Here is a 19,709-nt window from a genome sequence, read left to right as displayed (position 1 = left end):
CTTTTTATTCACTTACTAACTTCACCCGCATTGCTGTTCGACCTTCAAAGAAATGAGATTCATCCAATTCCACGGCAGGTTCATTATAATCACTTTTCGTTTTAACAAAGCTTTGGTCTGCGAGTCTGGTACCAACCATACCCGCTGGGATATTAGCACGTAATAATTTATCGGCATCATTAAAACTGTTTTCCAATAATTTTTGATTGGTTTGGAAAATAAAATACATCGCGACTTGGCTACCTTTTTTCAGTAGGATATTTAGGTTTTCAGCACTAATAAAGGATTTTTCGACAAATTGTTGCGCTTCGGGAATATAAATCAACATCGGTTCATACTCACTAATCATTTGTCGTTGTTCAATTTCCTGTAATAATTCATTGACAAAGCTTCCATATTCAGTTCCTGCGATCACTGTATCAAAGCTATCTGCATAACCGCCAAAACGGTCACTATGGTTAAAGATAATCCGTTCGGCACGCCCTCTAAAATGCTTCATGTCTTCGATAATCACTTTTTCAACAGATTCATTTTGTTGTGGTGTATCATCACCAATCACAAAATAACCATGTTCCGTTGGTTTGAAGCCCACTATGTTAGTCGTTTCTTTATCAAAGGCAATAGGGAACTCCATATTTTCCAGCATTTGTTGAGCGTGTGGATGATTGTATAGATTCGCCATAGCGATTGTTTTCGGTAACATTGGAATTGGTAGTGGTCGTTCACCGCCCCATTTTTGGTTCATCTTTTCAATTTCTTGTTCTAAACGGTTTAAACGAGCGATATCATTTTCCCCTTCTGTTGGTAGATAGATTTGAATTTCTTGCGGCTGTTCCAATTTCACTTGTGCACGTCCCATAATTTCTTGTGGAATCAAAGCTTCTCGTCCAACAACATCACGAATCGCATCTTCTTCTACTAAATACAAACCGATATGTGTTGGGATATTACTTGTCATACTCATTTTAAAGCTATTTGTTCTTAAGACCGTAATAATGGTATACAAGCCAACACTTGCTCCTTCTCGTAGCAATTGATTTAAAACAGATTCAATTGGATCTTCTAATGGGCTTTCTTTGACTGCATCAAACCCATCTACAATCGTAACAATCACTGGTAATTTCTGTCCTGATTTTTCTTCGTATTGATTTAAACTAGCAACACCGTATTCAGTAAAGGCATCTTTACGCTCTTGAATTTCTTTACGAATTCGTTTTAAGAATTTAACCAATTTTTCCTCTTCTTCCAAACGGACTAAATCAGCAACGTGTGGTAATTTTTTCAATGGTAACAACCCATTTGTACCAAAATCAAACAAATTAAATTGAACTTGTTCTGGTGTATTTTTACGAGCAAGGTTCATTACTAGGGTTTGCAAAGCTGTTGATTTACCGAACCCCGGTGAACCATATAAGGCAGTATGATTTAATTCGTGCAAATCGAAATTGAAATTGACTTGTTCTTGTTTTGCTGGAATATCCATAAAACCAAAAGGAACAGAAAGTTCTCGTTGTTCTTGCCATTGCGTTTTAAAAAGTGGTGAAACAATTTCTGTTGCTAATGGAGGTAACCAAGGTTTCTCTGGTAAAGTTGCTTGACTTTCTTCCGCATGCTTGGCAATTTCTTCAACAATTGCGTCTAATTGTGTTAACTCTTCCTCCGTTTTAATAGAAACCTCTTCTTCTTCGGAAAGGTCGGCAGTTAATAATTCGTATTGTCCTAATTGATTAATTGACCAAATCCTTTCATCCACTTTTTCTTCCTTGGTAGCGAATGGATCATAGTTAGCACCACTCCAAGCAGATTGGAATAATTCGTAAATTTCATTATTCCCTACTTGCAAATAAGCACGACCCGGTTGAGTAATACTAGCAGCATCTGGGGTTTTAATAATCTCATTGGAATCATTGGCGTCAGCAACTTTTAATGCCAGCTTAAACCGTGAGTTTGACCAGATTTGGTCATCCACTACGCCGCTTGGTTTTTGTGTCGCTAAAATTAAATGTACACCTAACGAACGACCAATCCGTGCAGTAGAGACAAGTTCTGCCATAAAATCTGGTTCATTGGCTTTTAATTCAGCAAATTCATCACTGATTAAAAATAAATGGGGTAAGGGCTCACTTGGATAGTTTTTCTTTTCTTCTGGGTCAGTAATTTCTTTTCCTTGTTTATATAATTTCGTATAACCATTGATGTGGTTAACCCCGTATTCTCCAAATTTTCGTTGTCGTTTTTGTAATTCTGCACGAATACTTTGTAATGCTCTAGCTGAACTAGCTCCATCTAAGTTAGTGATCGAACCCAACAAATGAGGTAATTTTGCAAATAAGTTAGCCATTCCGCCTCCTTTAAAATCAATAGGTAAAAAACCTACATCTTCTGGAGCAAAATTAACAGCTAATGACAACATATAACTTTGAACGATTTCAGACTTACCAGATCCAGTCGTTCCTGCGACAAGTCCATGCGGTCCATGGGCACGTTCATGTAAGTTCAAGTAAACAATGTCATCTTTGCCACGAACGCCAAGAGGAACTGCTAAAGACTTAGAAGTATCGGCTTTTTGCCAACGGTCTGTTACATTTAAATCCTTTATTTCCTTTACATCATATAATTCTAAAAAGTCAATTGCTTCAGGAATAGCATTCTTCTCCACTTCCACATGCTGCAAATTCGCCAAGCGCTGAATCGCATAAGCAAGCGGATAAGCAGTCGGTAAATGATTAGGAACGAAGTTTTGGTTCACATATTTATTATTTTGATTAATTAAAGTCGCCGCTTCACTACTTTGATACTCAATCAGTGTAGTTGTCGTTTCTGGTAACATATTTAAAGCATCTTTTCCCCAAATAACTGTCACACCATATTGACTCATATCTTCAGCTAAAAATTCATTTAAGCCATGCCCTGACAACCAGCTTTCTTCTAAAATCGAAAGAATATACTGTGGTTGAAAGTGAACTTTTTCATTACCGGCTTCGCGCACTTGTTGACGACGTTTCGTAATCATTTGATAGAAAGAATTTAAAACCATATCCCTTGTTTGAGGATCGTGAACAATCCCACGCAAATTCAGACTGCGGATTTTGACGTGTGGCAACCAACGCCAAGAATGCCAATCTTTCTGATAATCTTCCTCTGGTACTAAAGTAACAAACTCTACGTCACGATAGGAATGTAAAACAGACACTTGAAATAACAACGTTTGAATGGCTGTCCTTAAAACAGCAGGTGTTCCCGCCAATCCTAAGGTTTGTCCCATTAGTGGTACAACAATCGGCGCCTTTTCTAATTGTTTATATGGCCATACTAATTGTTCTTCAGCTTCTTGACTTAGTGAATCATCTTCCGTTGACTGATAATTTGTCGTAAAACTTGAAGAAATTTCACCAACCCCTAAGCGAACTGTCAAAAAATCTTCATTAGTCATCATGCGTTCATATATTCGCGCATGATACTCTTTTGTCATTAAGGCTAATTCGTTCATGGCAGGATTCATATATTCCAGGGCCTCTTTTTGTTCTTGTTGCAGTATACTTAAACGAGCTTTCTCTTGTATTAAATATTGTTCGTAGCTATTTGTCCGTTCGATATTCTTTTGCTTTGTTTCTTTTTTATTGGTGAAATAACTAGAGACTGAAAAACCAGCCGTCAATAAACTCGCTCCGCCCATACTAAGCATCATAATTGGATTTCCCCCACTTAAAAAGCTTGTTGCGCCACTCAAAACGACCATTCCTAAAGGTGGGACAATCGTCCGTAACAGTTCATTTTTCCCTTCTGTTTGCTTGGCTTTTGGGGCAGCAATTTCTATTTGTTTTTTTGGCTCCTTCAAGTGAATCCGTGGACTTCGTCGAAATGACGGGAAATCGACAGGATATTCTGGAATAACCTCCTCTTCTACAATTTGCCAAGGATTCAGGGAATATGTAGCTCCTAGACTTGTTAACTTTAATTGTTTTTCCCGAACTTCAATGATTAAGCCATTGACAACTAATTGATCACCGACTGCAAAAGCATAGCTTCCTTTTTCAACTAAATAATGATTGTAGTAAATCGTATCTTCTCCGGGATAAATCGTTGCTGTATATTCCCCAGTTTCTGGTGTTAGTGTAATATTGATGATGGCATCTGTTTCTAATGAAATCGCAGCATTTTTGGTAGAGGCAATTAAAAAATCTTTCTGTGGTTTATTGGTGGTGACAGTAATCAATTCTTCGTGGGGAAAAACAGAAAAATTTTCAGCAGAATCAAAGGTTTCACCATTACAGAATAATTCTTCATTTTCGTAAAAAAATAATTGTTGATTGATTGAAACACTTGGGTTTTTAGCCGTAATTTGACGGTGAAGAAGTTGGGGACCAAAATAAAAAATGTCAAAATAAATCATGCTAGATGTATGAATTTGATCATTCACAGAGACCAATTTTTTACTGATTTTCGTTGTCATCCGTTTTTCCTCCCAAGATTTTCATGTATTTATCAATTGCTTCTTCATATTTTGTTAACAATGCTTGTTTTTTCTCGCCGTTCATTTTGTTATTGGCTTTGGTTGCATCATATAATTTTGTATAGGCATGTAATATATATTGGTTATCGCCTAAATTTTGGGCAATATCTAATGATTTTTCAAAGTCTCCTTTGCCAATATAAATCCAATAAAGTAAGGTATTTTCACTAGATTTTTGAGATAAATTATTTAAAATTGCTGTTTTTTGTTCATTTGATAAATTATCTAGTTGGACAGAACTAACAGCAGCAACATACTTAGCTCCTATCGGCAATTCTTCTGGTGTATCTTCTTTTAATGTTTTCGTAACACTTGCATAGTCATTAGAAATATACTGCGCTTCTGCCAAACTCACTCGCTCTTGGGCTGGTAATTTTTTTTAAGACATAAATCCCTGTTGTAGTTGCAAAAAGTAGCGTTAAAGCCAATAACACTAAGCTGGCCCATTTAAAGGTTAAATAACTTTTTTTACTCACTAATTTGGTTTCTGCTTCGCGCTTGGCTTTTTGACGAATGATTTGTTCACCAATGATTTGCTCAATTTCATTGATTGTTTTCGCCTCTTGTAATTGTTTAGATAGCGTATCTTTCAGGGTGCCATTCCCTTGAATCAATTGTTCATACTCATACTTTGGATGTAAGATTGCTAAAATCAGCGATCGATATTGTTTAAAAAATTCTCTTTCATCTGCTGAATAAGGCACAATGACCTGCATAAAACCACGATGAGCAATTAATAATTCTTCTCCCAAGATATAGATGTTTTCTGGATGAATAAAGGGTTGGACCGGCGTACCTAAGAAATCAACCAAATAATGAACTCTTTGCGCTAACAATAATCGCTCATATTGATCCATTTTTTTTATCGCTTGTAAAATGGATTGCATATATTGATCCTTATGGTATTGAATCACTAACGCTTCTTCCGTTGCTTGTATTATTTTTCCCGATAAAAATCCACGACTTGATTTTAAAAATTGTTGAAACTGTTCTAGTCTTTCTAACTGATATTGATTTGCTTGTAATGTCACTTGAACATATTCTTTTGTTGCTTCTAACGTGATTGTCTCTGAAATATCCTTTAACTCGCTCATCCATGTGTCTCCTTTACAATTTCTTTTACTACTAGTTGGTCGCCATTCCCTAATGGATAATCTGCAATTAATTGATTGTCAGCTAAATGAATTGGTTTATTCAAAACAACCAATTCAAATGATGCTGGCAAACGGTTTGGCAACATCTCAAACGATTCGAGTAACAATTCTTTTAAACGTGCAACTGATACCTGATTAGGGATTTGCAAATCAATAATTTGATTCGACACATGTAAGCCGATACCAATCGATGTTCTTTTGTTCATGTTTCTTTCACTCCTTAATTTCCGCTTTGTGCACGATGATATGAAAAACGGTTTCCTAGAAAAACACCAACGAATAAAATAACTATACTTCCTAAAAAAATACCACTGTACAACCAAAAGTTTATGGATATTTCTCGTTGAACCTCAAGAGATTCAACGCTTTCAGGAGAAGTGACCGTTGCCGTCTCTTTGAACAGAAAAGGCCTTACCTTTTTATCAACTGCTAATGTTTTTGCATTCTGTTCTGTCCTAAATACATCATTTTTTGCTTCGTTGACAACCCTCGCTTTACTTTGATTGACTTCTTTTTCTCTCTGCTTTTATCGGCAAAAACAAATCTGGAATAATGAAATTCACTTCTACGTTTTTTTTTCTGCTGATTATCTTGGTAGATCACTTGATTATTTATTTTTAAAGCGCCTACTTCTTCTGCTTTTGTTTTTGTTGATGACAATGACAAATAGAGCATATTAACACTTAAAACAATCACTATTTTTATTAATTTTCTCATGGCTATTCCTCCGGTCGTACAAATAAATTAAGGACAACACCTAAAACAAGTAAAACGATTAAAATAAGGTAACTAACCCAACTAATTTGTACGCCATTTACTAAAGCAGTAAAGCCATTTTGGATATTTTGAAGCGGCGATAAACGATAGAGCCAATTGCTTAATGAGCCTACCTTTGTTGCAATGCCTAATAAAGGTGTCAACATGAAAAATAACCCCAGCATAGCTCCATAAACATATAAAGTAAGTTTTTTAAATTGGCGTAAACAAGCACAAACCAAAAGTGCACCGCTAGCAAATACTAAGAAACTATAGCTAAACCAAGCGAATCGATTTATTTGAGATACATTGAACACCAGTAGAAGTGAAAAGACACTCCCAAACAAAATAACCGTAATCAAGAGTAATAACAGATTTGGTATATTTTGCCAAACTCTGGTTGGTTCAACCAACGCATCCGCTACAGTAACTGTTCTTTTCTTCATAAAGCCTTGGAAAGTTAGCGCAATAACGAATGTTAAAATACTAACAATCAAGGTAGCGTAATAGGGAATTAAAGAGACTTGTCGGGTTTCGCCAAAGATCCCTTCTCCTTGAATTGGGCTCGCAAGGAAACTAAATACCCGTGGATTATCAGCACCGCCGTCTCTTGTATTAGCCAATACTTTTTCAAATGTTTTGGCATACTCTTCATTTTCTTTGGTTGTTTTCTTTGACTCATCAATTGAATCATTTAAGTTTGCTAAGATATTTTGCGCATGATCTTGAACTTTGGTTGTTGAGGCTTTCAATTCTTTGATAGTCTGGGCAACATCTTTGACTTTGGCTGCTGAATCAGCTGTTGTTAGACTAGTTTCTTTCGTTGTTTGCATTAACGTTTGCATCATTTTAACTAAATTTTCTGTTTCTACATCTAAAGTGCTGGTTTGATTTTCTTCTGGATGCGGATTTCTTTCATCAATTACAGAAGTAGCTCCCACTTTTCCAGCTTCTTGCCAAGTAGCATATGTCGCATTGACTTGTTTTGTTGCTTCATCAAACCATGTATTTAATTTCTCCGCTTCTCGTAATAATTTTTCAGGGACCGTCATTAAATTTAATGTTCCGTAAAGTGTTGTAGGTCGTCCGTCTGTATTTTGATCTGTCTCAGTACCAATTAATTGTTTTAATTGATTAATTTGTTCATCTGTTTCTCGATATAATTGATTTCCTGTTTTTTTATATTCGTCTAATAATTTATCTGTAATCATCATGGTTTGCTCGTTTTCAGTGATATTGTCGTACATCCAGTAAATGGATGTCTCACCTGCTAACTCTTCAATTGTTTTATCCTGATTTTCAGGAGCGGTTAACATTGCTGCATACTCTTGAATAGATAGACTTTGATTAGGCGTACCATATAAAGTCACAATTTGTTGTGATACAGTATCTAAAAGTTGAAATTGCTTCATGATTTCAGGAATATCGGTTACTAATGGTTGGTCCATTGCAATATACACAGCGAACGAACGTGCATTTTGAAGCTCATTATTTACCCACCAAGAATAATCAATCTGATTAAATGCTGTTTTTTGTTGTTCTGGTGTCAGTTGCCAAGACATTGGTAAGTCAATCGTTAAGGAAAGTTTTTCTGGAAGTGGGGGCAAATCATTTGCTGGCTCAGTTACTTTTTCAGATTCTTCTTCGGATTCTTCTGCCAACTCTTCTTGCGTATTTTCTTCGTTCACTTCATCATTCTCAGGAATCTCAGCTTGTATTTTCACTGGTTTGGTAATTGTTAGCTGTGTCGGGGTAATTGCTGAAATATCAATGCTGTAACCTGCACCTGCTAACTGCTGATTCAAAGATGTTTTAATTGTTTGAACTTTTGAATCATCTAAAAGAAATGACAATTCGCCATTTGGTGTATTGGTTTGTCGTAATGAAATAACCGACTCTTGATTTGTCGCTAGTGAAAAAGTTACTTTTTCTTGTGGAATCGCTATAGTATCTTCATGAAGTTGTTTAGGTTCCAAATACATAAAGCGGCTTGAATTGGTGAAATCAAGTTCATGTTGTTCTGCATATCGCTGAATAATTTGTAACTCATCACGGAAAAGATTGCCTTGTTCAACTGAAATCCTATTATTCATTTCTAATTCACTAACGAGTCTTTCTAAACTTACAAAAGAAATTTCACTTAGTGATTCTTCCAATCTTTCCTGATAATTTTTATCTAAGTTAGGTATATTTTCTTTTTCGTTCGTAATTAACTGAATAATCGCTTGCTTAATTTGAGTGTCTGTTGCTATCTCAGGTGTTGCTTCAAGATCATTATAATATGTAGCCGCAATTTGCTTTTTTAACGCAGTTAATTGTTCTACTTGCATATGTAGTTCTGCGATTTCTTTTTGTAGTTCGCCAATGCGATTGCTTTGTGTTTCTTGAAATAATTTAGATTCTGATAAAAAGTCAGCATAAATCCCTGAGCTTCCTTGTTCACTTGGTGTGTAGAAGGAGCTAAACTGATTGATTACCATTCCATTTAGTTGATCGAATTGTTGTTTGTATACTGTCGTGTCACTTTCCCATTGATTAGTCAATTCTTGTTTTTGTCTCTCAAACTGTTCATTAAATTGTGCAATTGATTTTTTTATTTTTTCATTTGCTTCTTTCGAATACTCGCCCACTGATTTTTTCGTATCTTCCGTTGCCTTACTAGTTGATTCTAAGCTCTGATTATTGCTTTCTAATAAGGTTTGTACTGATTTTACAAACGCTTCTTGCTCGGTTGTAAATAATTTATTGTCCTCATCTAAAATACTAGCCGTACTTAATACTGTCGTATAATTCATGGGAATTTCTTTAAATGGTTGCTGAATTGTTTCTTCTAAATGATTTTGATACAGCAACTGCGTATCAGTGATTTGGTTAACGTTTTGTTGTGCGATAACTAAATTTCCAACAATACTGGAAAAATACATCTGAATTACGCGTTGGTTAAAATCTTTCAAAATAGTATTTACTTTGTCTTGAATTGCTTGATTGGTCAATTCATTTTGTCCGTCTCGCACTTGGTATTCAACAGAAGCCTGCTCTGGACTAACAGCTTGTAGTGACAATAATTTCTCCGAAAAATCTTGCGGAATAATAATTTGGGCATCGAATTGTCCATTTTCAACCCCAGATGTTGCGATATTCCGAGTCGTTGTTTCCCATCGATTAGCTGTATCTTTGTTAATTAATGTGACAAAATCAGAACCTAATGCATAACGTTTTCCTTCAAAACTTGCGCCTTTATCTTCATTAACTAATGCGTACTGCATCTTTGTTGTCTGATCTTTGCTACTTCGAGTCACGTTCTCATCTTTAAACCCTAAATGAATGAAAAAAAGTAATAACAAGAAAGTTGCTCCAATTGCTAAGGCAAAAGGGATACCTTTTTTTATTTTCCCTTCCATTATCTTCTCTCCTTTAGAAAAAGCGCTAGTGCAATTCATTGCGCTAGCGCTTCAATCTTTGATCAATTAAAAGCCAAATGATCCTGCATCTTGACGGTCACGTTCTGCGACAGTGTCTGCATATTTGTTTAATTGTTGATTAATACTAATCAATAATTCTTCCATCTGTTTGACATTACCTTCCAATTGATTGTACTGTTCCAGATACGCTTGAAATGCTTGCCCTTTCCATTGTTGTGAAATTTGTTGGTTCATTGAATTCACTTTACGAATTGCATCTTGAATTTGAGACGATGCTTGCGAATATACTTTCGCTTGTGATTTCAGTTGTTCTGGTGTTACAGCAATTGATCCTGCCATAAGTAATCCCTCCACATTTTTTATAGTTTTATTACCTGTTACAAATATTATAACTATATATAAAAAATATAGTCAATAACTATTTAAAAATATACGTATTCGCATAAAAATAATTATAACAATAAAATAAACAAATAAAAACTCTTAAAAACAACATTACAAAACCATCCAAATCAATATTAATCAAAATAAAAACAAAAATAACTGATAAATAAAAATTATTCAAAAAATATTTAAATAAAATTTTAAAAAATAAATAAATTCCATTAAATCGTTATTTTTTAACGTCAGATAAATTAATAAGTAAATATGCATTTTATTAAAAAAACAATTTATTTCTTTAGCAAAAAAAATTAAAAGATAGGAAAACTTATCAATGTGATAAGTTTTCCTATCTTTTATTCATTCTTTTTCTCTACTTCTCTAAATAAAACTCAAATCGACTTCCTGCATACTGCGTACGAACATATTCAAAAGGTAGTCCGTTTTCAAAATAGGATACTTGGCGCACACGCAGAATCGCATCGCCTCGTTTAATCTCTAAATATTCTGCGATCTGTTCCGATGCTTGAACAGCAGAGATTGTTTGGTTAGAATGGCCAATTTTGTGGCCAGATTTGGCTTCAAGTGTTTTATAAAAAGAGTTCGTGATTTCAGATTTGCCATATTGCGAGACCAATGAATAAGGAATACTCGCCACCTCAAAACAAATCGGAATGTCATCCGCAAAACGAATTCTTTCCATTCGTAAAATTGAATCTTCTGGACCTAGTTGTAATTTTTCCATCTCACTAGAACTAGGTTTCGCTACAAAATAAGACACCGTCCGACTAGAAGGAACGCGATTTTGAGACAAGGTAATTTCTGTAAAACTAGTGGTACCTGTCATTGTTTCTTGAACTTTCTTACGTGCTACATATGTTCCTGAACCAATTTTTCGTTCTAAAATCCCTTCGTCTGCTAAAGTCTGAATGGCTTGGCGTAAGGTCATTCGACTAACATCAAATTTCAAGGCTAATTCTCGCTCAGAGGGCAAACGATCCCCGATACTCCAGACACCTTTTTCAATATCTTCTTTGATTTTATCGTGAATTTGAATATAAATTGGTATATTTTGAACCATTTACGCTTCCTCCTCTTCATTCATCTCCTCTTCTATTATAACTGGTATAGACCGTGTAAACAACCAAAAAATGATAAATAAAAGAGGAATTGGAATTTTTATCAAAGTTGGTCTAGTTGTATGCTTTCTTTTTATAACAAAAACATTTGGCTTAGTCAGTAAAAAGTGACCAAGTCAAATGTTTTCAAACGAATTTCTATTAGTTATTATCTTTTTACATTTTCTTCTTTCAACAACTTGTTCGCTGTGGCCATCATCAAACGGATTCGGTTCAACTGATTGACCAAAGATACCCCTGGATCATAATCCACCGCCGCAATGTTTGCTTGCGGATATTGGCGTCGTAGCTCTTTCACGACCCCTTTTCCAACAATATGGTTTGGTAAACATCCAAACGGCTGCATACAAACGATGTTATTCACCTCGTGTTTTAAGAGCTCAATCATTTCTGCTGTTAAAAACCAACCTTCACCCGTATGATTGCCAATTGATAAAATTTTACTTGCTTCTGCTGCCATATCATAAATGGAATGAATACCATCAAAACGGACAGATTTTCTCAATGCCTTATCCATTGGTTTTTCTACCAATTCAATGATTTTTATCGCAAATTCTGCTAAACGTTTGCTTTGTTTTGACATGCCCATATTTTCGTATTTCCAAATTTGATTGTACAAAGAATAGTTCATAAAGCCAACAATATCTGGCACAACTGCTTCAGCACCTTCTTCTTCTAGCAAACGCACAATATCATTATTCGCTGTCGGCGAATATTTCACTAAAATTTCCCCGACCACACCGACTTTTGGTTTTTTTATCTCTTGTAAAGGAATTTCATCAAACGTCCGAATAATTTTTTTCATGAAGTGATTAAATTGTGTCAGCGAACCATTCCGGACATTGGCTTCCACTCTTTTTAGCCAATCTTGGTGTAGTTGATCCACCATTCCTTTTTCTGTTTCATAAGGTCTTGTTCGATAAACTACTCGTTCGAATAAATCACCATATAAAAAGGCAACTACTAAGCGTTTGATCATTGGCAACGTAAATTTAAATCCTGGATTGGATTCGACTCCTTTATTGCCCATCGAAACTGAAACTACAGGAACTTGAGAAAAACCAGCATCATTTAAAGCTTTTCGTAATAAGGGAATGTAATTCGTTGCGCGACAACCGCCCCTGTTTGCGTCATTAAGACACTGACATTATCCAAATCATATTGACCACCTTCCAAAGCTTCAACTAGTTGTCCGATGGAAATAATTGCTGGGTAACACGCATCATTATTGACATATTTTAACCCGACATTCACAGCTTCTTTGTCTTGCGCAGGCAAACAGACGACATGATAGCCAGAAGCTTGTAATGCTACATCGACTAATCCAGATTGATGAATCGGGCTAAGCATTGGTAACAGTAAGGTATGTGTTTTTTTCATTTGTTTTGTAAACACAATTTTCTCCGGCTCTTCCATTTGCATATGCGGAACAAACTGTTGCTTCTCCCGCTCATTGACAGCCGCTTTCAAGGAGCGCAACCGAATACGAATTGCGCCCAAATTCGCACCTTCATCGATTTTGAGGACTGTATAAATTTTGCCAGACCGATCCATGATTTCTTCTACTTGATCGGTTGTCACAGCATCTAAGCCGCAACCAAAGGAATTCAGTTGGACAAGTTCTAAATTTTTCGTCTTAGCCACTACTTTAGCCGCCGCATATAAGCGAGAATGATAGACCCATTGATTCACCACACGTAAATTCTGCACGTCTCCAAGATGCGAGATACTGTCTTCTGTCAAGACATGGAATCCTTCCTGTGTAATGACTTCGGCAATGCCGTGATTAATCTCTGGATCCAAGTGATACGGTCGCCCCGATAAGACAATCCCTCTCTGGCCTTTTTCAGTTAACATGGCTAACGTTTCTTCGCCTTTTTCTTGAATTTCTTTTTTAAAAGCTGCTAATTCTTGATAACCATGATGCAGCGCTGTTTGAATTTCTTCTAAGGAAATCCCTAAATCAGCAAAATTTTCAGCTAAAACTTTGGCAACTGCAGTTTCATTCGCTAAATTAAGATAGGGATTTCGATAATCCACTTGGCCCTCTCTGATGGCATCCACATTATTTCGAATAACATCTGGGTAGCTTTGCACAATTGGACAATTAAAATGATTATCTGCTTCCACTGTTTCTTGCTGTTCAAAAACGACACCAGGATAAAAGATAATTGGCACTTGCGCATCAATTAATGCTTGAATATGTCCATGCGCCATTTTCGCTGGGTAACAAACCGTATCACTGGGAATCGTTTCAAGGCCTTGTTCATAGATTTGTTTATTAGAACGTGGCGATAATTCGACCCGAAAGCCTAAGTCAGTAAAAAATGTATGCCACAAAGGATAATTTTCATACATGTTTAGGACTCTAGGGATACCCACGCGCCCACGAAACGCTTTATTTTCCCGCAAAGGTCGGTACTTAAATAACTTACGGTACTTATAATCAACCAAATTCACTTTGCGTTCTTCTCGTTTAATTTTAATTCGCGCACCACGTTCACAGCGATTTCCCGTAATAAATTGGCGCCCGTCCGAAAACACTGTGACCGTTAATTGACAATTGTTTTCACACAAGCCGCAATGAGTAAATTCCTTTTCAGAGGTAAATGCCGCTAACTCTTCTAAAGAAAGAAGCGTGGTTTCTTCCCCAATTTCATAAGCGTCCAAAGCAATCAGCGCTGCCCCATAGGCCCCCATCAAACCAGCAATAGAAGGACGAACCACTTCACGACCGCTAATTTTTTCAAAAGCTCTCAAGACCGCTTCATTGTAAAATGTTCCTCCCTGGCAGACAATCTTTTCTCCCAACTCTTCAGGTCGGCGAACCTTAATGACTTTATAAATGGCATTTTTGATGACTGAATAAGATAGTCCAGCAGAAATATCGCCGACAGAGGCCCCTTCTTTTTGAACCTGTTTCACTTTTGAGTTCATAAAAACAGTACATCGAGAACCTAAATCAACAGGCGCTTGCGATTCTAAAGCCGCCAAAGCAAAATCCTTCACATTATATTTTAAAGATTGCGCAAAGGTTTCGATAAAAGAACCGCACCCAGAAGAACAAGCTTCATTTAATTGAATGGAGGAAAGCACGCCATTTTTAATGGTCATCGCTTTCATATCTTGTCCTCCGATATCCAAAATAAAATCCACACCTGGCTGAAAATAGTTGGCTGCTTTGTAATGGGCCATCGTTTCAACTTCACCAATATCGACTTTTAACGCATTTTTTATTAGCTGTTCTCCATATCCTGTAACAGCCGCTTTTCCGATAAAAACTTCTTCAGGCAGTTGTTGATAAAGTGATTTCAGTACTGTCATGGTGGTTTCTAAAGGTTGCCCTTGGTTATTACCATAAAAAGAAAACAACAAATGACCATCTTCATCAATCAATGTGACTTTTGTCGTTGTAGAGCCTGCATCAATCCCTAAAAAGGTCACGCCAGTATGTTGAGATAAAGGTTTCTCCGTTGCTTGAGCTTGCGCGTGTCTTTCTCGAAAATCTGCCAAATCTTCTGCGCTGTTAAATAACGGTGGTAACGTGTCGCTCGGCTGTAAATCAGTAGCCTGGCTGTTCACTAAGCGCTGAATTAATTCTTCCAATGTACATTCGGCTGCATCTTCTGAATAAAGTGCTGCACCCATTGCTACAAACAGTTGCGGTTGTTCTGGAAAAATAACATCTTCTGGCTGAATTGCTAAGGTTTCAACAAACCGTTTTCTCAATTCTGACATGAAAAATAAAGGTCCCCCTAAAAATGCTACTTTACCTTTAATTTTGCGACCAGCAGCTAACCCGGCGATTGTTTGATTAACTACCGCTTGAAAAATACTCGCCGCGATATCTTCTTTCGCTGCTCCTTCATTGATTAAAGGTTGAACATCCGTTTTGGCAAAAACCCCACAGCGGGAAGCAATCGGATAAATAGTTTGATAATTCTTCGCCAATTCATTCACTCCATTGGCATCCGTTTTAAGTAAAACAGCCATTTGATCGATGAAGGCGCCTGTCCCACCTGCACAACTACCATTCATTCGTTGCTCTAAAGCACCATCAAAAAAAGTGATTTTTGCATCTTCTCCGCCAAGTTCAATAGCAACATCCGTTTCTGGTATTATTGTTTCAACAGTTCGTGTACACGCGATAACCTCTTGAACAAAGGGAATCCCTAATACCTCAGCCAGCCCCATACCACCAGAGCCAGTTATGCTCATTGTCACAGGTTGGTCTGCACCGATCCTTGCTAGCCCTTCTTTTAAAATGCGTTCCGTTGCTGCTTTGACATCTGAAAAATGGCGTTCATATTTTGTAAAAATAGGCTGATTTTGTTTATTTAAAAATACTAATTTTACTGTCGTTGACCCAACATCAATCCCTGCTCTCATAACCATCAATTAAAATACCCCTTCATTTCCCAACAGTTTGTTGATTATTATACAAACTGTTTGTTATAATAGATATACCTATTTTAGAAAGGTTCTAAATGATTTGCAACAAGCAATTTACCCTATTTTGTGAGATAAACAACAAAGTTTCCGCGAATGTTGACTATCTCGAAAGGAATTTATGATGGCAAAGAAAACAGACCTTAGAGTACAACGAACCAGAAAAATGATTATTGAAGCTTTTTTTAAACTTGTAGAAACGAAAGGCTACGAAGCGGTGACGATTCAGGATATTGCTGATGAAGCTATGATTAATCGTGCGACTTTTTATGCTCACTTTAAAGACAAACAGCATTTATATGATGCAATCTTCACCTTTACGCTTAGTGCTTTTACCGCTATTCTTGATTCGCAACAACTGGTTAATGGCAACCGTGTCCGCGTGAAGCACATTGAAGAACTTCTGACGCAACTCTATATTAATATTCAAGAGAACAAATCTTTCTTCTTAACTATCATGGACAATAATTTCAACGAACACTTTCGAAAACGCTTAGCTGAAATTATCGAAGAAAAATATGCGACGATTTTTTCGCAGTTGCGTATTACCGAAAATGATATTGACGTACCGATAGATTTTGTTATTGAATACATGACCTCTATCTTCATCGGTACCCTTCATTGGTGGATTACTAGCGAGACGGATATGACACCCAACCACTTAGCCCAATTAGTTATCAAATTAGTTGGTAATGGTCATTTAACTGTCTTAGGCATCGAATTAGAAAAATAAAAACACCGGAGTAGACAATAATGTTGTCTGCTCCGGTGTTTCTGTTAAAGACGAGTTAGTTTTTTGAACGCCATTTGATATTGTGGGCTGTATTTCTTGAAGAAGTGACTTTAACACCACTTTTGATGTTACCTTTTTTACGAGGAATTAAGTCAACTTTGACATCATACTTACCATCGCGTGCTAAATCGTAAACATTTTCAACCATTTCTGTAATTTTTTCTTTAAAGTTCATTCTTATCAACTCCAGACTATTCTTTCTTAATACTTTAGCATATTCTTATATAAATGAAAACTTTTCTAGCCTGTACATGAGGAAAATCTTACCTCATTTTTGTTATATAATTATACAAAAAAAGAACATCTCTCTACCAGAAATGTTCTGAAAACTGGGGTAGCTGGATTCGAACCAACGCATGACGGAGTCAAAGTCCGTTGCCTTACCGCTTGGCTATACCCCAAAAAGAAAATGGAGGAAAGTGGATTCGAACCACTGAACCCTAAGGAACGGATTTACAGTCCGTCGCGTTTAGCCACTTCGCTATTCCTCCAAAAAGTCATTGTCGCTGTAACGACCTGACTTAGTTATAATACAATCTTTTCCAGAAAAAAGCAACCCTTTTTTTAAAAAAATTGTTATTTATTTTTTATTCACTTAAATTCCATTGACGAATAATTGTTTCAAAGGCTTCGTCCAGATTTTTTGCTGTACCTTCTTGCTTGCCATCAATTTCAATGATGAATTTTTTATCATTTTGCGGAATGACACGACCGATTTCTTTTTTACCAATAAATAATTTGTTCATTAAAACATTTGCTCCATTGTATTGGGCTTTTTCTTCTTCAACACGCACTTCAATATCTTTATTCTTTTTTGACATCTCTATCCCTCCAAGAACTCTATGTTATCAGAATCTTTGAAACAAAACAAGCACTCGCTATTTCTCTGTCAGATTGTTCGTTTATCGTTTCAATGCAGCATTAAGGAGTAACGAAATGCGATTCGCTACTCCTTAAAGGCTGATTTCTATTCTTTTTCTGAACCTTCTGTTGCATGATAGTTCACGCTATTTGAGGTACCTTTTTTAGAAAAGTTTTCAATTAGCTCTTTCACGTCGAGGCCGGTTGTTTCTTTTAGTGTTTCTTGTGTACCAGCCAACAAGTTTGTTGCATAATTGGTAATACGGTTGGCGCCAGAATTTTCGCCACCTGCGCCTGTATCTACCACTGAAATCTTGTCGATGTTGCCCAATGGTTGTGCTGCTTCTTTCATTAATTGTGGTAACATTTCCATCACCATACTTAACACAGCTGCTTCACCATATTCTTTGAAGGCATCAGCAATCTTTTGTTTGGCTTCGGCTTCCGCTGCACCACGAGCTAAAATAGCTTCGGCTTGCGCTTGACCTGTTAAACGCGTTTTGTTGGCTTCCGCTTCGGCTAATGCTTCAACTTTGAAGCGTTCTGCTTCGGCTTCTGCCACTTCGCGTGCTTTTTGAGCAAGAGCTTCTTGTTCGCGTGCGTAACGATCTGCATCGGCTTTTTTCTTCACTTCTGAGTCGTATTGTTTTTCACGACGCGTAATTTCTTTTTCTTCTAACTCAATTTGTTTTTGACGTTCAACGACTTTGACTTCCATTTCTTGTTCCACCACGTGTTGTTGTGCACGCGCGCTTTCCAAGTTATAGGCTTGGTCTGCTTTGGCTTTGGCAATATCTTGTTCTTGTTTGTATAACGCTAATTTCAATTCTTTTTCTTTTGAAGCTTCTGCAATTTCTGTTTGACGTTGCAATTCCGCTTGTTGTGATTCTTTTTCTGCTTCCGCTTTTTTGATGCGAGTTTCTTTCAAAGCTTCTGCTTCAGCAATATCTGCATCACGTTTAACTTGAGCGATTCTTGGTTTCCCTAATGAATCCAAGTATCCATTTTTATCACGAACTTCTTTAATTGTGAACGACACAATAACTAAGCCCATTTTAGCTAAGTCAACACTGGCAACTTCTTGTACACTTTGGCTAAATTTATCACGGTTTTGGTAAATTTCTTCCACTGTCATTGAACCTAAAATCGAACGTAAATGTCCTTCTAATACTTCACGTGCTTCATTTTCTAATTCTTCCGTTGTTTTTCCTAAAAATTGTTCCGCTGCTGTCGCAATTTCTTCAACTGACGAACCAATTTTAATGATTGAGGTCCCATCACACATCACAGGAACCCCTTGTTCTGTGTACACTTCTGGTGTGGAAACATCTAATTTACTTGAAAGCAAACTAATTCGATTTGAACGTTGGAACACTGGTAAGACAAACGCACCACCGCCACGAACGATTTTAATTTTGTTGCCACCTTCGTCTACATGAACATTTTTAGAGCCTAGATAGCTCCCGCTGATAATTAACGCTTCATCAGGTTTGGCTGTCTGATATTTAGAAACAAACACAATTAATAACATTAATAATACTAAAACTGCAATAATAATCGGTAACAAAATCCCCATTTTCTTCTCTCCTACTCTATATTTTTAGACTGCCTTCGTAAGGAATGACATAACAAACCCGTTCTTTCAATTCAATAATCAATACCTCACTACCTCTTGGCGCAGCCACTTCTTGTGGCACATAAAATGCTGCTGGTCGACTTAACGAACCTGTGACACTCTTCAATTGAATCTCGCCCATTCCCCGGACAGGAATTGGGGTAATCACAGTAGCAACACGACCCTCCATGTCTTTTTCCGAAATAGAAATTGTGGCCTCCGAATTTTTCAAAGGGACCAACACATAAAAATTTAGGAAGAAAACAATAATGGTTGAAAGAATACCACTGACAATTAAAATAAGCCAACTATTCACCGCTGTTAATTCTTCCCCAAGGTACCCAAACAGCGAGGTAAAAGCAATCCATGGAATAATCAGCATTGGGTCCACCGGTCCATCAAAATTAAAAACATCCCCAAAAATAATTAGTAAAAAAGCGAGGACCGCGCTCCCCACTAATGCATAAAAATAAACCGTTTCCAATGGTAGACCTTCTAACACTTTTCCCACACTCCTTTCTGTGCTATAACCTAGTAATAGTGTACCAATTTTTAAATAAAAAGAGTAGTAATTTCCAAATAAATCTCAAAAGATACATCTTAAGACCTATTTTTTCTTAATAAAA

General features: G+C 36.7%; 11 protein-coding genes, 2 tRNA genes and 2 pseudogenes. 1 reads left to right on the top strand and 14 read right to left on the bottom strand.

Translation table 11 applies throughout. From position 1 onward, the window contains the following. Positions 1-4: 4 nt before the first annotated feature. The 8 genes and pseudogenes from essC to IGJ63_RS05375 all read right to left on the bottom strand — a co-directional run bounded on the left by essC (position 5) and on the right by IGJ63_RS05375 (position 15,760). Positions 5-4,453 carry a type VII secretion protein EssC gene (gene essC / locus IGJ63_RS05410; protein ID WP_002407021.1) on the bottom strand — a complete coding sequence of 1,483 codons (4,449 nt, stop codon included), beginning with the start codon at positions 4,451-4,453 and terminating at the stop codon, positions 5-7. Then, positions 4,434-5,607, bottom strand: a pseudogene (essB, locus tag IGJ63_RS05405) (type VII secretion protein EssB). Before essB ends, essC begins: the two are co-directional and overlap by 20 nt. Further along, entirely contained in the window at positions 5,604-5,873 is a 270-nt protein-coding gene (locus IGJ63_RS05400) for an EsaB/YukD family protein (RefSeq protein WP_002357795.1), read from the bottom strand. The pseudogene essB and the gene IGJ63_RS05400 overlap by 4 nt, the downstream one beginning before the upstream one ends. 223 nt (positions 5,874-6,096) lie before the next feature. Beyond that, entirely contained in the window at positions 6,097-6,384 is a 288-nt protein-coding gene (locus IGJ63_RS05395; RefSeq protein ID WP_438746059.1) for a hypothetical protein, read from the bottom strand. 2 nt (positions 6,385-6,386) lie between these two features. After that, positions 6,387-9,863, bottom strand: a complete 3,477-nt coding sequence (gene esaA / locus IGJ63_RS05390) for a type VII secretion protein EsaA (RefSeq protein ID WP_438746057.1) — start codon at positions 9,861-9,863, stop codon at positions 6,387-6,389. A gap of 27 nt (positions 9,864-9,890) precedes the next feature. Then, the gene (locus tag IGJ63_RS05385; protein ID WP_002357798.1) at positions 9,891-10,184 is read right to left on the bottom strand and encodes a WXG100 family type VII secretion target; all 294 of its coding nucleotides are present in this window, start codon (positions 10,182-10,184) and stop codon (positions 9,891-9,893) included. 415 nt (positions 10,185-10,599) lie between these two features. Next, positions 10,600-11,307: a GntR family transcriptional regulator gene (locus IGJ63_RS05380; protein WP_002357800.1), complete on the bottom strand. Its 708-nt coding sequence runs from the start codon at positions 11,305-11,307 to the stop codon at positions 10,600-10,602. A gap of 206 nt (positions 11,308-11,513) precedes the next feature. After that, a pseudogene (locus IGJ63_RS05375) lies at positions 11,514-15,760 on the bottom strand (acyl-CoA dehydratase activase-related protein). Between the two features lie 175 nt (positions 15,761-15,935). On the opposite strand from IGJ63_RS05375, the gene IGJ63_RS05370 reads away from it, so the two are divergent. Next, positions 15,936-16,547 (top strand): TetR/AcrR family transcriptional regulator, encoded by a 612-nt coding sequence (locus tag IGJ63_RS05370; protein WP_002357803.1) that lies wholly within the window; start codon positions 15,936-15,938, stop codon positions 16,545-16,547. A gap of 55 nt (positions 16,548-16,602) precedes the next feature. Here the strand turns inward: IGJ63_RS05370 and IGJ63_RS05365 are convergent, their stop codons facing one another. From IGJ63_RS05365 to IGJ63_RS05340, 6 genes are all read right to left on the bottom strand, one after another. Then, positions 16,603-16,782: a hypothetical protein gene (locus IGJ63_RS05365; protein WP_002357804.1), complete on the bottom strand. Its 180-nt coding sequence runs from the start codon at positions 16,780-16,782 to the stop codon at positions 16,603-16,605. A 154-nt stretch (positions 16,783-16,936) separates the two neighbouring features. Next, positions 16,937-17,008: transfer RNA gene (locus IGJ63_RS05360), tRNA-Gln, on the bottom strand. Between the two features lie 9 nt (positions 17,009-17,017). Beyond that, positions 17,018-17,098 (bottom strand) — tRNA-Tyr (locus IGJ63_RS05355). A 96-nt stretch (positions 17,099-17,194) separates the two neighbouring features. Continuing rightward, complete coding sequence (locus tag IGJ63_RS05350) at positions 17,195-17,428, bottom strand: DUF2969 domain-containing protein (protein WP_002357806.1); 234 nt, start codon at positions 17,426-17,428, stop codon at positions 17,195-17,197. Between the two features lie 146 nt (positions 17,429-17,574). After that, complete coding sequence (locus IGJ63_RS05345) at positions 17,575-19,044, bottom strand: flotillin family protein (RefSeq protein ID WP_002357808.1); 1,470 nt, start codon at positions 19,042-19,044, stop codon at positions 17,575-17,577. 16 nt (positions 19,045-19,060) lie between these two features. Beyond that, positions 19,061-19,594, bottom strand: coding sequence for a hypothetical protein (locus tag IGJ63_RS05340; RefSeq protein WP_002357809.1), 534 nt, complete (start codon positions 19,592-19,594; stop codon positions 19,061-19,063). Between the last annotated feature and the right edge of the window lie 115 nt (positions 19,595-19,709).

This window comes from Enterococcus sp. DIV1375a, assembly GCF_051712205.1.
GTDB classification, from domain to species: domain Bacteria; phylum Bacillota; class Bacilli; order Lactobacillales; family Enterococcaceae; genus Enterococcus; species Enterococcus faecalis.
This window is presented reverse-complemented; position numbering and strand designations above follow the sequence as displayed.

Bases quoted from the DNA above. Each gene is read 5' to 3' on its own strand.
- IGJ63_RS05345 (WP_002357808.1), bottom strand. From the start codon at position 19,044: ATGGGGATTTTGTTACCGATTATTATTGCAGTTTTAGTATTATTAATG.
- esaA (WP_438746057.1), bottom strand. From the start codon at position 9,863: ATGAATTGCACTAGCGCTTTTTCTAAAGGAGAGAAGATAATGGAAGGG.
- IGJ63_RS05395 (WP_438746059.1), bottom strand. From the start codon at position 6,384: ATGAGAAAATTAATAAAAATAGTGATTGTTTTAAGTGTTAATATGCTC.
- IGJ63_RS05365 (WP_002357804.1), bottom strand. From the start codon at position 16,782: ATGAACTTTAAAGAAAAAATTACAGAAATGGTTGAAAATGTTTACGAT.
- IGJ63_RS05380 (WP_002357800.1), bottom strand. From the start codon at position 11,307: ATGGTTCAAAATATACCAATTTATATTCAAATTCACGATAAAATCAAA.
- IGJ63_RS05385 (WP_002357798.1), bottom strand. From the start codon at position 10,184: ATGGCAGGATCAATTGCTGTAACACCAGAACAACTGAAATCACAAGCG.
- IGJ63_RS05350 (WP_002357806.1), bottom strand. From the start codon at position 17,428: ATGTCAAAAAAGAATAAAGATATTGAAGTGCGTGTTGAAGAAGAAAAA.
- IGJ63_RS05370 (WP_002357803.1), top strand. From the start codon at position 15,936: ATGATGGCAAAGAAAACAGACCTTAGAGTACAACGAACCAGAAAAATG.
- IGJ63_RS05400 (WP_002357795.1), bottom strand. From the start codon at position 5,873: ATGAACAAAAGAACATCGATTGGTATCGGCTTACATGTGTCGAATCAA.
- essC (WP_002407021.1), bottom strand. From the start codon at position 4,453: ATGACAACGAAAATCAGTAAAAAATTGGTCTCTGTGAATGATCAAATT.